The organism is Chitinimonas sp. JJ19, assembly GCF_036961565.1.
Taxonomy (GTDB): Bacteria; Pseudomonadota; Gammaproteobacteria; order Burkholderiales; family Chitinimonadaceae; genus Chitinimonas.
The window spans coordinates 174,440-188,246 of record NZ_JBAMDD010000001.1; the positions used below are offsets into that span (position 1 = coordinate 174,440).

The 13,807-nt window shown below is 60.1% G+C and carries 15 protein-coding genes; 10 read left to right on the forward strand and 5 right to left on the reverse strand.

All coding sequences use genetic code 11. The features are described 5' to 3' along the window. The first annotated feature begins 187 nt into the window (after positions 1 to 187). Both pnuC and V7714_RS00770 read left to right on the forward strand, forming a co-directional pair. Entirely contained in the window at positions 188 to 661 is a 474-nt protein-coding gene (gene pnuC / locus V7714_RS00765; RefSeq protein WP_335387327.1) for a nicotinamide riboside transporter PnuC, read from the forward strand. A 3-nt stretch (positions 662 to 664) separates the two neighbouring features. Then, positions 665 to 1,195: an ATP-binding protein gene (locus tag V7714_RS00770; protein WP_335387328.1), complete on the forward strand. Its 531-nt coding sequence runs from the start codon at positions 665 to 667 to the stop codon at positions 1,193 to 1,195. Positions 1,196 to 1,251: 56 nt separating this feature from the next. Here V7714_RS00770 and V7714_RS00775 read toward each other — a convergent pair whose 3' ends face one another. The 5 genes from V7714_RS00775 to V7714_RS00795 all read right to left on the reverse strand — a co-directional run bounded on the left by V7714_RS00775 (position 1,252) and on the right by V7714_RS00795 (position 6,117). Continuing rightward, positions 1,252 to 2,484: a hypothetical protein gene (locus V7714_RS00775; RefSeq protein WP_335387329.1), complete on the reverse strand. Its 1,233-nt coding sequence runs from the start codon at positions 2,482 to 2,484 to the stop codon at positions 1,252 to 1,254. A gap of 157 nt (positions 2,485 to 2,641) precedes the next feature. After that, entirely contained in the window at positions 2,642 to 3,793 is a 1,152-nt protein-coding gene (locus V7714_RS00780; RefSeq protein WP_335387330.1) for a M14 family metallopeptidase, read from the reverse strand. 106 nt (positions 3,794 to 3,899) lie between these two features. Continuing rightward, positions 3,900 to 4,352 (reverse strand): GNAT family N-acetyltransferase, encoded by a 453-nt coding sequence (locus V7714_RS00785; protein ID WP_335387331.1) that lies wholly within the window; start codon positions 4,350 to 4,352, stop codon positions 3,900 to 3,902. A gap of 146 nt (positions 4,353 to 4,498) precedes the next feature. Next, positions 4,499 to 4,900, reverse strand: a complete 402-nt coding sequence (locus V7714_RS00790) for a YchJ family protein (protein ID WP_284196719.1) — start codon at positions 4,898 to 4,900, stop codon at positions 4,499 to 4,501. 95 nt (positions 4,901 to 4,995) lie between these two features. Beyond that, positions 4,996 to 6,117 (reverse strand): cupin domain-containing protein, encoded by a 1,122-nt coding sequence (locus V7714_RS00795; protein WP_335387333.1) that lies wholly within the window; start codon positions 6,115 to 6,117, stop codon positions 4,996 to 4,998. Positions 6,118 to 6,310: 193 nt separating this feature from the next. On the opposite strand from V7714_RS00795, the gene V7714_RS00800 reads away from it, so the two are divergent. The 8 genes from V7714_RS00800 (at position 6,311) to V7714_RS00835 (ending at position 13,800) form a co-directional block, all read left to right on the forward strand. Continuing rightward, complete coding sequence (locus tag V7714_RS00800) at positions 6,311 to 6,787, forward strand: peroxiredoxin (protein WP_335387334.1); 477 nt, start codon at positions 6,311 to 6,313, stop codon at positions 6,785 to 6,787. Positions 6,788 to 6,809: 22 nt separating this feature from the next. After that, positions 6,810 to 7,295: an FKBP-type peptidyl-prolyl cis-trans isomerase gene (locus V7714_RS00805; RefSeq protein WP_284196716.1), complete on the forward strand. Its 486-nt coding sequence runs from the start codon at positions 6,810 to 6,812 to the stop codon at positions 7,293 to 7,295. A 1,119-nt stretch (positions 7,296 to 8,414) separates the two neighbouring features. Then, entirely contained in the window at positions 8,415 to 9,869 is a 1,455-nt protein-coding gene (ccoN, locus tag V7714_RS00810) for a cytochrome-c oxidase, cbb3-type subunit I (protein ID WP_335387335.1), read from the forward strand. Between the two features lie 14 nt (positions 9,870 to 9,883). After that, positions 9,884 to 10,498 carry a cytochrome-c oxidase, cbb3-type subunit II gene (gene ccoO / locus V7714_RS00815; RefSeq protein ID WP_290332491.1) on the forward strand — a complete coding sequence of 205 codons (615 nt, stop codon included), beginning with the start codon at positions 9,884 to 9,886 and terminating at the stop codon, positions 10,496 to 10,498. 12 nt (positions 10,499 to 10,510) lie between these two features. Continuing rightward, positions 10,511 to 10,681, forward strand: a complete 171-nt coding sequence (locus V7714_RS00820) for a cbb3-type cytochrome oxidase subunit 3 (RefSeq protein WP_308447537.1) — start codon at positions 10,511 to 10,513, stop codon at positions 10,679 to 10,681. Continuing rightward, positions 10,678 to 11,601, forward strand: a complete 924-nt coding sequence (gene ccoP, locus V7714_RS00825; RefSeq protein ID WP_335387336.1) for a cytochrome-c oxidase, cbb3-type subunit III — start codon at positions 10,678 to 10,680, stop codon at positions 11,599 to 11,601. Before V7714_RS00820 ends, ccoP begins: the two co-directional genes overlap by 4 nt. 170 nt (positions 11,602 to 11,771) lie before the next feature. Continuing rightward, positions 11,772 to 13,223 carry a cytochrome c oxidase accessory protein CcoG gene (gene ccoG, locus V7714_RS00830; RefSeq protein WP_335387337.1) on the forward strand — a complete coding sequence of 484 codons (1,452 nt, stop codon included), beginning with the start codon at positions 11,772 to 11,774 and terminating at the stop codon, positions 13,221 to 13,223. A 46-nt stretch (positions 13,224 to 13,269) separates the two neighbouring features. Beyond that, positions 13,270 to 13,800: a FixH family protein gene (locus V7714_RS00835; RefSeq protein ID WP_335387338.1), complete on the forward strand. Its 531-nt coding sequence runs from the start codon at positions 13,270 to 13,272 to the stop codon at positions 13,798 to 13,800. Positions 13,801 to 13,807 lie beyond the last annotated feature (7 nt).

The following is a 13,807-nucleotide window of genomic DNA, read 5'->3' on the forward strand; positions in this document are numbered from 1 at the left end:
CCTTGGGGCAAAGTGCCGCATTTTATCGCTTGCCGTGGTATATGGTGCCGATCTTGCGATAAAGAAAGGTAGCTATGGGTTTGCTTGAGCAACTGCAGTCCATGACCCTGGCCGAAGTGGCGGGTTTTGCGCTGACCCTCTCAGCCATCTGGCTGCCCGCAACCATAGGCTGACCTGGCCACTGCAGATGCTGGCTGGCGTGCTGTACATCTGGCTGTTCTGTAGCGTCAACCTGTTTGGCGAGGCCGCCCTGAACGGCCTGTATGTGGTGTTAGCCGCCTATGGCTGGCGTGCCTGGCGCCGTGGCGATGCGACGCCCGTCCTGCCCATCACACCCATGAACCGGCGAGATTACGCGATGCTGCTGGGCCTGGGCGGTGCGGGTACGGTGCTGGTGGCGCAGCTGCAGCTGAGCTTTCTGCCTACCGATCTGCCTTGGCTGGATTCCACCGTCTTTGTCTTTGGCGTATTGGCTCAATGGCTGCAAGCCCGGCGCAAACTGCAGAACTGGCTGCTATGGATAGCCCTGGATATCCTGGCTGCGGGTATCTACCTCCATAAGGATCTGCATATTACCGCCTTGCTGTATGTCCTGCTGGCGGGGTTGGCGGCCTATGGCTGGCTTGATTGGCGCAAGCGCCTGGCACAGGGCGGCGTGTGAGCCATGCGCAAGATTGCGGTGGTGGGCGCCGAGTCATCCGGCAAAACGACATTAAGCCAGGATCTGGCACAGGCACTGGGTGCGGCCTGGCTGCCTGAGTATGCGCGGCACTATCTGGCGACACGCGCAACTGTCGCTTATGGCCTGGCGGATATCGTGGCTATTGCGCAGGGGCAACTGGCTGGCGAGGCTGATCCGCTGCGTTGGCAGGCCAGCGGCGGGAGCGATTGGCTGGTGTGCGATACCAACGCCTTGGTCTGCATGATCTGGGCCGAGGTGCGCTTTGGGCATTGCCCGGCAGCGATTCGAGCCTGCTGGCAAGCCGATGACTATGTGCTGCATGTGCTGCCCACGCCCGATATCGCCTGGGAGCCCGACCCATTGAGGGAGAACCCCGAGGACAGAGAGGCCTTGTTTGTACGCTATCGCGATGCCTTGATGCAGGCTGGCGCCGCCCATGTCGTGGTACAGGGCAGCCCGGCGGCGCGCTTGCAGGCCGTGCTGGCTGCCTTGGGGCTACCAAGCCCAGGCTAGGGTTGGCAGCCCCCTGGTTGCATTGCACAGGGTAGGGGGCTGTCCAGGAGGTAGTATCAGAACCAATAGCCAAAGCTGAGGCTGAAACCCTTGGCGTGAGGTGCGCGGATATAGCTCAGGCCGCCGCGCATGCTGCTGGTGCGGGCATTGGCTGCCCGCTTGCTGCCAAAGGTGACGCTGACCTCCTGTTGATTGCGGTTGAACAGGCGGGTGCCGGTATATCGGGTATCGACCAGGGCGTATTCCCAGGTCACAGGCTCGTCACCCAGCATCATGGTGGTGTTTTGCTCGATCAGCACCCCGTTGCGGAATACCGTGTTGCGTATGTCGGGGTCGTAGGCGACATCGTTGACCTTGAGCTTGAGCGCCTTGTAGAAGCCCACCATATTGCCGATGGTGAAGCTGAAGTCCTTGCCCGGTATCACATAGCTGCTGGTAATGGTGGCATTGCCCATGGCCACGCCAGAGCCCAGATCGGGCGAGCCGGTGGCGCGCAGGCCACCCGTGAAGGCCAGATACCATTGCTCCGATATCGGGCCGCGATAGGTCACCGACATACCCACATCGTAGGCCTTGGCACCTTCCACATCGGTCTGTGCCAAGGGCACGTAGATGGTCAGCTCACGACCCGGTGTTTCAAACTGGCGTGAGTAGGACAGCGGCAGGCTGGCCGCATCGCTATCCATATCCCGTGGATTGCTCACGCCATTGGCCACCAGCTTGGTATAGCTGGGCATGAATCCCACCAGCCCACTGGGCTTGTCGGCCTTGCCACTGGCCTGGCTGGGACTGACCAGGCCCAGGCCGTAGTCTTGCGCCGCACCCCGGCTCATCATGCTGTTGGGGTTGCCGGCCACCGGGTCTACCGGCGAGGTTTCGACCAGAGCCCGCTGCAGCCGTGACAGCAGATCCGGGTTTTTCTTGAAGTAATCCTTGAGCAAGTCCTCGCTGGCATCGCGGCTCGCCCCCTGGAAGGTCTGGCTGAGGTTGAGCACGGGGATATCCAGTCGCAGCAGGGTACTGCCCTGGGTCGGATAGGCCAGCAACATGTTCACGCCACGGAAATCCAGCTTCAGGCTGGCCGTTTCGGTGCCGTTGTAGTTGGCGATCAACGCGCGCATGCCGGCATCGGTCGTGGCGGCCAGGGCATCCTCGGCCGTATCGTACTGGCGGGATTGAGTCTGGCCATTCACGGTAGCGGTGATATCGAATACCCCGGCCCAGGCGGCAGGGGCTGCCAGTGCCAGGCCAAACAGGCAACTGCGGACGATACGACGGTGTTTCTCCATGATATGCCTCCTGCTGCAGTGTGGTTATTGGATAACACCGGTATGGTCGAGCGCCAATGGCGATGGCAAGGCCGATTTGGGCTTAAGGCGATGATCGGTAGCTGCTTGTTGCGCAAAAGAAAAAGCGGCCCGTAGGCCGCCCTGTGGGTTTGCGGTATCAGCGCACCTGGTCTAGCACGGCCAGGATGGGTTGCAGCACCGATGCCCCCAGCTTCTTCGAGCGCTCGCCGCTCCAGCCGTATTCTTCGTCCGGCAGGTTGGCGTTGTCCTTGAACGGCATTTCTATGGTGTAGGACAAGCAGTCGAAGTTTTGTCCCACCCAGTTGGTCGCCAGGGTGAGATTGCCTTCGCCGGCCTTGTCGCGCTCGTAGCCGAACTTGTCCTGGAAGTCTGGGCTGGCGTTGATCCAGGCTTGTTTGAAGGCATTTTCCAGCGCTTCCAGCCGGGGTGTGTAGCCAGGGTTGCCTTCGCAGCCGGCCACGAAGTTGTAGGGCAGGGCTTCGTCGCCGTGGGCGTCCAGGAAGAGGTCGACGCCGGTGGCCTGCATCTTCTGGCGTACCAGCAAGACCTCGGGCGAGCGTTCCAGCGTGGGGTTGCCCCATTCGCGATTGAGGTTGGCACCGGCGGCATTGGTGCGCAGGTTGCCTCGGGCGGCGCCGTCGGGGTTCATATTGGGCACCACATGGAACACACATTGGCCCAGCAGTACCCGGCTGACTGGGTCGTCACTGTCCAGCAGGCGCTCCAGGAAGCCTTCCACAAACCACTCGGCCATGGTCTCGCCTGGGTGCTGGCGGGCAATCAGCCACACCTTTTTCTTCTGCGCCAGCGGCGTGGTGCTTTCCTCGTCGGTGATGCGCAGCAGGGTCATGTCGCGGCCATCCAGCGTCTGGCCCAGGTGCTCGACCTCGACCTTGTCCGATTCGGTGGCAAAGCCGATCAGATCGAGGTGGCGCTCGTACGAGTAGGGTTCGAAGTAGGCAAAGTAGACGCTTTGTGCCAGCGGGGTGAGCTGGGTGGTCATTACCTGGCCATCAAATCTGGTGGGCAGGCGGAACCAGTGCTGGCGATCGTAGCTGGCCACTACGCGGTAATCGGGCCAACCCTTGGGATAGGCACTGCTGCCTGCATTGAGAAAGCGCATGCTGACGGGCAGGCCAGTGGCGCCCTGCAGGCGGAAGTGGAACCACTGGGCGAATTCGCTGGCGTTGTCGGGCTTGATCTTGAGCTGGATATCGCGATGATCGGCCAGGCTGACCACCTCGATGGCGCCGGAATCGAAAGCGGTGGAGATATGCAGTTGGGTCATGGGCGTACTCTGGGCTATGCCGCCGTAGCGGCAGGTTGGACGCGCAGAGTTTAGCGATTACCGCGACGAATTGCTTTTTATATCGTTTGGCCCAGTGCCTTGGCCATCAGATGGCATCGCTGCGGAAATTGCGCCGGTATTTCACGAATCCGCGCTTGCGCTCACCATCGTAGCCCTGCGCGGCAAAGAAGCGATGGGCATCGAGGCGGCTGGCGGTGCTGAGTAGCATGATCTTGGAGCAATCGCGCGCCAGGCAGCGTCGCTCTACCTCTGCCAGCAGCAAGGCGCCTATGCCCTGGCCGCGCGCGCTGGCGGCGACCACCAGGTTCTCCAGCAGGGCATAGGGTTGGCGGGCGTACATGGTGTCTGGGCAGAACTGCAGGTGGACAGTTGCCAGCAGGCTATCCTGCTGCTCGACCACCAGCAGGGCCTGGTCTGGGTTGGCGGCCAACTGTTCTATCTGTTCCGGTAGTACCGTGATGGCAGGGTCGTCTACCAGCTCATGGTAGAGCGAGGCGATGGCGCCGGCATCGGCGGCTTGGGCTAGGCGTATGTGCATGGTAGTGGGGGGCGGTGTAACCGTGCCGGTGGAGTGGCAGGGAGCATATCGGGCCCAGGAGGCAGGCACGCCGGTATAGGGTCGGCCAGCGCCTGCATGACATCGGTGCGCTGGCCTGTTGTGCCCGCAGTTGCGAGGCGCAGTATTTACTCTTCTACCTTGCCATCCAGGTAGACCCAGCGGCCCTTGTAGCGGACGAAACGGCTTTTCTCGGCCACCTTGGCGGCCTTGCCGCCTATCTTGTACTTGGCGACGAATTCCACCGTACCTTCTTCGTCATCCGGGCCGCCGGCTTCGCTGCCCTTGATGGTCAGGCCTACCCATTTGGCGGAGTCATCCTTGAGGTTGAGGTCGTCCGGACGGGTATCGGGGTGCCAGCTATAGAGCAGGTAGTCGGCCTTTTTCATGACATAGGCGCTGTAACGCGAACGCATCAGTGCCTCGGGATTGCGGGCGCCTTCTTTTTCCATATGGAGCATGAAGCAGCATTCCTTGTAGGGCTTGCCGCTACCGCAAGGGCAGTCTGTGGGGAATTCGTGTTTGGACATGATGCATTCCTGATGGGTAGTGCACGATGACGGTGCGGTGGTCATCGTGTCGGGTAAGGTGGGCGTGGTGTTGCTAGGGGCGGCTCTGTGGTGGCTCAGCCTGCGCCCAACTGCAAATAACCGTAGTTGTAGCACTCATACAGCGCTGCCAGTACCGACTCCTCATACTTGCCGGGCGGCAGTTTGCGCTGGTTGGCCAGTTGCCGGAGTACGGCGTGGGCTGCCTGGCCTGCCTCCAGGGTGTCGCCATTGATGTAGATATGCTCGTCATCGAACAGCATGACGGATTTGAGATCCAGCGCGACACCCTGCTTGGCGACGGCTTTGGCAAACTTCGCCTCACCCAAGTCATCGTCCGGGCCATCGTAGAACACATGGGCCTTGGGCTCGCTGAAGTAGCGGCCGACAAAATCGCGCACGATGGTTTCATCCCAGCGGATGCCCTGCAACATGCCAGCTACCTGCCGGACAAAGTCGGCGTGCAGGCGTGCCGGGTCGGCCGGCAGGGTCAGGCCTGGGTCGGTATAGATGCCATCGAGTTCAATACGGTCACGCAGGAAGTCGAGAAAGGCACCGCCCAGCTCCTGTGCCGTGGGGGCGCGGAATCCCACCGACCAGGTCTGGCCGGGCTCCAGCGCCACGCCTTCATGGGCATAGCGGGGTGGCAGGTAAAGCATGTCGCCATGCTCCAGCACCCATTCCTGCTCGTGCTCGAAATGCTGCAGCACCTTCAAGGGGGCATCCTCGACCAGGGTCAGGTCGGTCTGCGATGAGATGCGCCAGCGCTTTTTGCCGCCTACCTGCAACAGGAACACATCGTAGCTGTCGAAGTGAGGCCCCACGCCGCCACCGGCCGGGGCGTAGCTGATCATCAGGTCATCCAGCCGAACATGGGGGATGAAATCGAAGCGATACAGCAGTTGTGCCGCGAAAGGGATGTGATGGTTGACGTTCTGTACCAGTACCGTCCAGTCCGCCTCCGCCAGCTTTTTGAAACGGGATGGCCGGAAAGGGCCGGACTCACAGGTCCAGCGACCTTGTTTCTGTTCGATCAGGCGCGATTCGACGTCTTCTTGTTCTGCGAGGGCAAGCAGGTCGGGCAGTTCAGGCAGCCAGTCGAATTGGGTGACGGCCTGGCGTATCAGCAGCGGCTTTTTCTGCCAGTAGTCGGCCAGAAACTGCTCGGCCGTCAGATTGCCGAGTGGCGGATTGGGCATATGGGCTATATAGAAAAAAGTGGTATGGGCCGGATTATCTCACCCGGCGCCGCGCTGTGCAGCAGCAGCTGTGGGAGGGTAGCCGCATGCCCTGATGCTGTTCGAGGCCGAGGGCGTGTAGACAAGGCACAGGCGGGGTCTGGATTGGTATCGCTACGAGGGTTGGATGTGAGTTCGTTCAAGACGGGGGTGCATGCATATGCTTGAAGCCGGCGGGCCTGCGCCCGATTTTGAACTGCCCGATGCCGCCATGGACATGGTCAAGCTGTCGGATTTTAAGGGCGACAAGACGGTAGTGCTGTATTTTTATCACCGTGACGATGACCCTGGCTGTACGCGCGAGGCCATCGAGTTCTCGGATCTGGCCGACCGTTTTGCCAAATCCAATGCCGTGGTGTTGGGCGTGAGCCTGGATGACCCGCTCTGCCATGAGGTATTCCGCGACAAGCATGGCTTGATGGTGAGGCTGTTGTCGGATTCTGAAACAGAAGTGTCACGTCGATATCACACACTGCGGGAGATGGAACGCAATGGCGTGGTAAAATTCGGTACCGTACGGTCGACATTCATTGTTGATCGCAACGGCACGTTGCGTCATGCGCTCTACAACGTTACTCCGCGTGGCCATGCCGCAGACGTGCTCAAACTTATTCAGCAACTCGACGCTTAGGCGTCGTCCAAGGAAAGCCCTCATGGAAATCGTCAAGAATTCGGTTGTCTCGCTGCACTATGAAATGTTCGACGCAGCAGGCGAACTGCTCGACCAGACCCAGGCCGATGAGCCCATGGTCTATCTGCACGGTGGCTATGACGGCATTTTCCCTGCCGTTGAAGAAGCCCTGCACGGCAAGAAGGTCGGCGACAAGATCGATGTCTCGATGGAGCCTGATGATGCCTTCGGCGAGTACGATGCCGAGCTGGTTCGTATCGAGCCGCAGGATGTGTTCCCTGAGGAAATCGAAGTCGGCATGATGTTCGAGGCTGATGATCCTGAGACCGGCGATGTGATGTTGTTCACCGTGACCGAAATTGCCGATGGCAAGGTGGTGGTGGATGGCAACCATCCTCTGGCCGGCAAGCGCCTGCGTTTTGTCGCCACCGTCTCGGAAGTGCGTGCCGCCAGCGCGGAAGAGCTGGATCATGGCCATGTGCATGGTCCGCATGGTCATCACCACTGAGAGCCGCATGACCGTAGTGGACCGCAGCGCGTAAATTAGCGCAGCGAGGGAACCCGGGAAACCCGGGTTCTTGCACATTGGGGGTGCTCTGGCAGCGGCTCTCCCCTGATTGAGCCCCACCCCTACGCCCCGCCCGCTGGCGGGGAACCTCGCTACGCTCGACGGGCCGCTTTGCCGCAGCAGACCGCAGCGCGTAATTAAGCTCAGCGAGGGAACCCGGGAAACCCGGGTTCTTGCGCATTGGGGGTGCTCTGGCAGCGGCTCTCCCCTGATTGAGCCCCACCCCTACGCCCCGCCCGCCGGCGGGGAACCTCGCTGCGCTCGACGGGCCGCTTTGCCGTGGTGGACTGCAGCGCGTAAATTAGCGCAGCGAGGGAACCCGGGAAACCCGGGTTCTTGCACATTGGGGATGCTCAAGCAGAGGCTCTCCCCTGATTGAGCCCCACCCCTACGCCCCGCCTGCCGGCGGAAGGCTCTCTGTGTGTTTTGGGCTTGGTCTCTCTGTTGTCGTAAGTCCGTCGCGGACGCTAAGCATTTGATGCGGCAACAAGAAACGGCGAGCGTTGCTTGCCGTTTTGCTTTGTAGGCTGTCCGCTTGCCGTCTATTGTTCAAGACAATGGCACCCCAGGCAGGGTGTCGGGCTAACGGGTGGCGGGCGAATTGCTGCAGGGCGATGATGGCTGAGAGGGGTTCTCGTTTTATATCTTCAATACGGGAAAACCTATGCTGTATGCGGGCTTCAGAGCAAAAGCTCGATTGCCCACACTGCCGTCATGGCGGTAAAATTGGTGCGTTGCAGCAGCTTTCTACGATTTCTTGCAGGTGGTTGTCCGCCACTGGGGCGTATTTGACGACCGCTTGACGCATATCAATAGAGCCGGCGGACGGAGTTTGCATACTCCGCCTGCCAGTCGCCTGCTGATGGCCCGGTAGCCTGCGTAGCCATGGGTATTCCATGGCCTGCATTGCCAGGGTAAACAGCATCAGAGGCTGGATAACCAGCCCTTACAAGAATATGTGCCAGACCGGCGCGGAGAGAAGAACACGGCGACACGTTTCGTCGTGAGCTGACCCGTTTTTGCGGTCGAACCGGATTTTTTGCGTTCTCGGAGAGTTTCATGCAGGCCAATTCTGCGCTTGAGCCCCATGGCGGGGTGGAGACCTTCAACTATCGGGTGGTGCGGCAGTTCAGCATCATGACGGTGGTTTGGGGGATAGTCGGTATGCTGGTGGGGGTGATCATCGCCGCCCAGATGGCATGGCCTGAACTGAACTTCGGTCCCTATTTCCATTTCGGTCGCCTGCGCCCGCTGCATACCAATGCGGTGATCTTTGCTTTTGGTGGCTGCGCGCTGTTTGCTACCTCCTATTACGTGGTGCAGCGTACCTGTGGGGTGCGGCTGATATCCGACAAGCTGGCGGCCTTTACCTTCTGGGGCTGGCAACTGGTCATTGTGGCGGCCGCCATTACCTTGCCGCTGGGTTACACCTCGGGCAAGGAATACGCTGAGCTTGAATGGCCCATCGATATCCTGATCACCGTGGTGTGGCTGTCCTACGCCTTTGTCTTCTTCGGCACCATTGCTCGCCGTACCCAGAAGCACATCTACGTGGCCAACTGGTTCTACGGAGCCTTTATCCTGGCTGTGGCGCTGCTGCATGTGGTCAATAGCATGGCTATACCGGCCGGTGCCTGGAAATCCTACTCGGCCTATGCCGGCGCCGTGGATGCCATGGTGCAATGGTGGTACGGCCACAATGCCGTGGGTTTCTTCCTGACCGCTGCCTTCCTCGGCATGATGTATTACTTTGTGCCCAAGCAGGCTGGCCGTCCGGTTTACTCCTATCGATTGTCGGTGGTGCACTTCTGGGCGCTGGTGTTTACCTATATGTGGGCCGGTCCTCACCATCTGCATTACACCGCACTGCCGGACTGGACGCAGAGCGTGGGTATGGCGTTCTCCATCATCCTGCTGGCGCCAAGCTGGGGCGGCATGATCAACGGCATCATGACCCTGTCTGGCGCATGGCATAAGCTGCGCACCGACCCCATTCTCAAGTTCATGATCACCGCACTGTCGTTCTATGGCATGTCGACCTTTGAAGGCCCGATGATGTCGATCAAGACAGTGAATGCGCTGAGCCATTACACCGACTGGACCATAGGCCATGTGCACTCCGGTGCCTTGGGCTGGGTGGCGATGATCTCCATTGGTTCGATCTACTACCTGATTCCGCGCCTGTTCGGCCGCGAGAAGATGTACTCGACCAAGCTGATCGATGTGCACTTCATGATGGCGACCATAGGCGTGGTGCTGTATATCGCCGCGATGTGGATGGCCGGTATCACCCAGGGCCAGATGTGGCGCCAGACCAATATGGACGGCACCCTGACCCACGCCTTTATCGATAGCGTGAAGGCAACCTATCCGTACTACTACGTCCGTGTGCTGGGTGGTGCGCTCTATCTGGGTGGCATGTTCCTGATGGCCTACAACATGGCTCGCACCATCATGCAGGGCAAGGCATTTGATGCGCCCGTGCCCGCTGTGTCGCAACACGCCCACGCCTGAGCCTAGGAATCGTCATGGATAAGATTCAGAAACTGATCGAAGAAAACGTCGCCTACCTGATCGTGTTTACGCTGCTGATCATCAGTGTGGCCATGCTGGTGGAGATACTGCCGTTGATGTTCTCCAAGTCCACCACCCAGCCCACGCCGGGTGTGAAGCCCTATAACGCGCTGCAGCTGGCTGGCCGCGATGTCTATATCCGCGAGGGCTGCTACAACTGCCACTCGCAGATGATCCGGCCTTTCCGTGCTGAAACCGAGCGCTATGGTCATTACTCAGTTGCCGGCGAATCGGTGTATGACCACCCCTTCCAGTGGGGCTCCAAGCGTACCGGCCCGGATCTGGCCCGCGTGGGTGGCCGCTACTCCGATGAATGGCATGTGGTGCACCTGATGAACCCGCGTGATGTGGTGCCGGAATCCAATATGCCGGCCTTCCCGTGGCTGGCGGTGAACAAGGTGGACCCCGCCAAGGTGCAGGCAGGCATGACTGCGCTGACCAAGGTGGGCGTGCCCTATACCAAGGAAGAAATCGCCAAGGCGCCGGAGATGGTGGAGGGCAAGACCGAGATGGATGCGGTGGTGGCCTATCTGCAGGGCCTGGGCTTGGCGCTCAAGGGCATACGCTGAGGAGTGACGGACATGGATATCAATATCCTGCGTGAAATTCTCACCGTGGCGGGCCTGACCTGCTTTGTCGGCATCGCCCTGTGGGCCTATGGCAAGCCGGCCAGCCAGCGCTTCGATGAAGCGGCCATGCAGCCTATCAATGACGACGACCTGCCGCATGAGCAGGCCGGGAGTAAGCAATGAGTGATTTTTTCAGCGAATTCTGGGGCTATTGGGTAGCCGGCATTGTTGTCGTATCCCTGGTCTGGCTGACTTATCTGCTGATTTCGCAGAGCGTGGTCAAGCTGCCCAAGGGACAGCAGGCCGATGTGACCGGCCATAAGTGGGATGGCGACCTGGAGGAGTACAACAATCCGCTGCCGATGTGGTGGATGGGTTTGTTCTATCTGACCATCATCTTCGCCGTGGTGTACTTGGCCTTGTACCCTGGCCTGGGCGCTTACCAGGGTAGCAAGGGCTGGACGGCCGTGGGGCAGTATGAGCAGGAGTCGGCCGCCAAGGACAAGGACGTCAAGCCCCTGTACGACAAGTATCTGAAGGTGGATGTGGCAACCCTGGCCAAGGATCCGGCGGCACAGAAGTCGGGCCAGAGCCTGTTCCTGACCTATTGCATGCAGTGCCATGGCTCGGATGCGCGTGGCGCCAAGGGCTTTCCCAACCTGACTGATGCTGACTGGTTGTATGGTGGTAAGCCTGAGCAGATTCTGGAGACGCTGAACGCCGGTCGTGCAGGCCAGATGCCTGCCTTTGGTGTGGCTTTTGGCGAGGAGAAGGTCAAGGATGTGGCCAACTACGTGCAAAAGCTGGCCAGCAAGAAGTATGACGCGGTGCGCGCTGCCCGTGGTCAGGCCACCTACCAGCAGGTGTGTGTGGCTTGCCACCAGGCGGATGGCAAGGGTAGCCAGCTGATAGGCGCGCCCAACCTGACGGATACGGTCTGGCTGTATGGCGGCAGTGAGCGTGCTATCACCGAAACCATCACCAATGGCCGCAAGAACCGCATGCCGGCCTGGAAGGATGCGTTGGGTGAAGGCAAGGTTCATCTGCTGGCGGCCTATGTCTACGGTTTGTCGGACAAGCCTGAAGCGGGCGCCAAGCCCTGATAAGACATCCCGCCTGCGACCATCGGTCGCAGGCGGGATGCTGCTGCCATCCGGCACAATGCATTGCGGTGCAGGACAGCCATAGCGCCCCTGCCGATAGCGACAGCCGCTCCCCTGCAGACGTTTGCCGAAAGCACCGCGCTTTCGAGAGATGTTTGAGAGCCTAAGCCATGTCCAAGACCTTCAAGACCATACCCATCAAGGTGGTGCCTGCCACCCCGGCCGATAGCCCGGTCGAATTGGAGGAGGTGGTACTGTACGAGAAACACAAGAAGGTCTATCCGCGCTGGGTGACCGGGCGGTTTACCCAGTGGCGCTGGTTCTGGCTGGTGGCCACCCAGTTGTTCTTCTATGGCATGCCCTGGCTGCACTGGGGTGACCGGCAGATGTTGCTGTTCGACCTGGTGCATCGCAAGTTCTACATCTTCGGTTTTATCTTCCTGCCGCAAGATCTGATCTACCTGACGGCCCTGTTGCTGGTCAGCGCCTTTGGCCTGTTCGTCTGGACCTCGATAGGCGGGCGGCTATGGTGTGGCTATTCCTGCCCGCAAACCGTCTACACCGAGATATTCCTGTGGGTGGAGAAATGGGTGGAAGGCGATCGCCTGGCTCGTATCAAGCTGGACAACGGCCCCATGAACCTGCGCAGGCTGCGGCTCAAGTACACCAAGCACGCCATCTGGATAGTCATCGCCCTGTGGACCGGCTTTACCTTTGTGGGCTATTTCACCCCCATACGTGAGCTGGCCAGCAAGGTACTCATGCTCTCGACCGGCCCATGGGAGACCTTCTGGATACTGTTCTACGGTTTTGCCACCTATGGCAACGCCGGCTGGATGCGTGAGCAGGTATGCAAGTACATGTGTCCCTACGCCCGCTTCCAGAGTGCCATGTTCGACCCGGATACCCTGATCATCAGCTACGACGCCGAGCGGGGTGAGCCGCGTGGCAGCCGCAAGAAGACGGATGATTACAAGGCTGAAGGCAAGGGCGACTGCATCGATTGCAAGCTGTGCGTGCAGGTTTGCCCGGTAGGTATCGATATCCGGGATGGCCTGCAGTATGAGTGTATTGCCTGCGGTGCCTGTATCGACGCCTGTGACAGCATCATGGACAAGATGGGTTATCCGCGTGGCTTGGTGCGCTACACCACTGAGAATGCGCTGGCGCATAAGTACCCGGAAAAAGAGATCGCCAATCACATACTGCGGCCTAGGGTGATCATTTACAGCGCAGCCTTGTTCCTGGTGTTGGCCGCAGTGGCGGTATCGCTGGTGCTGAAGTCGCCCATCAAGGTGAATATCCTGCGCGACCGTAATGCCTTGGTGCGAGAGACGGACGAGGGGCTGGTGGAGAATAGCTATAGGCTGCAGATTGAGAACACCGATGAGAAGCTGCACCGCTTTGTCATCCGTGCCGAGGGCCTGCCTGATCTCAAGGTGTTGAGCGACCAGGGCGATATCGTCGAGGTGCCGGGGAATGGTTCGGCCGTGGTGGGCATCCGGGTGCAGGTGGAACCGCAGCTGGTTACGCGGGGTTCCAAGAAGATCTACTTTGTGGTGCAGGCAGCGGACGACCTGACGCTCAAGGTGCGCGAGAAGTCGAGCTTCATCGGCCAGTAACAGACCGGGCCCGACCGGGTCCGGTATTTCATTGCGGGTTTTTGCCATGTCTGATTCCAATCGCTGGTATCGCCAGCCTGTCGTACTGCTTTTCCTGGGCTTGCTGCTGGTGACGGTGCTGGCTTGCATACACCTGATCAAGGTGGCCATACAGAGCAATGATGGCCTGGTGGTTGACGACTATTACAAGCGTGGCAATGAGATAGGCATGGAGATGGCCCGCGATCGGCAGGCCAGCGCCTTGGGTTTGTCGGCGCAGCTATTTATGGCCGAGGATGGCCAAAGTGTGCGCGTGTTACTGGTGCCCCTGCCGGCAAGCCCTGCGCCCTTGAAGTTGCGGTTTGCCCATCCCACCCGATCTGGCTTGGATCAGGTGGTGACCTTGCAACCGGCGGATGGCGCCATGCTGGCCGGTCGTCTGGCGAGCCCCCTGGTCAACCAGCGTTGGTTGGTACAGCTGGAAGACGAGGCGGCCAAGTGGCGCTTGCGGGCCGAAGCCAAGGTAGGGCCGGGTGCGACGCTGGGCCTGAGCAGCACGCCCGCGTCTGCGGCGCCTGTAGCTGCACCCGCGCAATAACATCAGC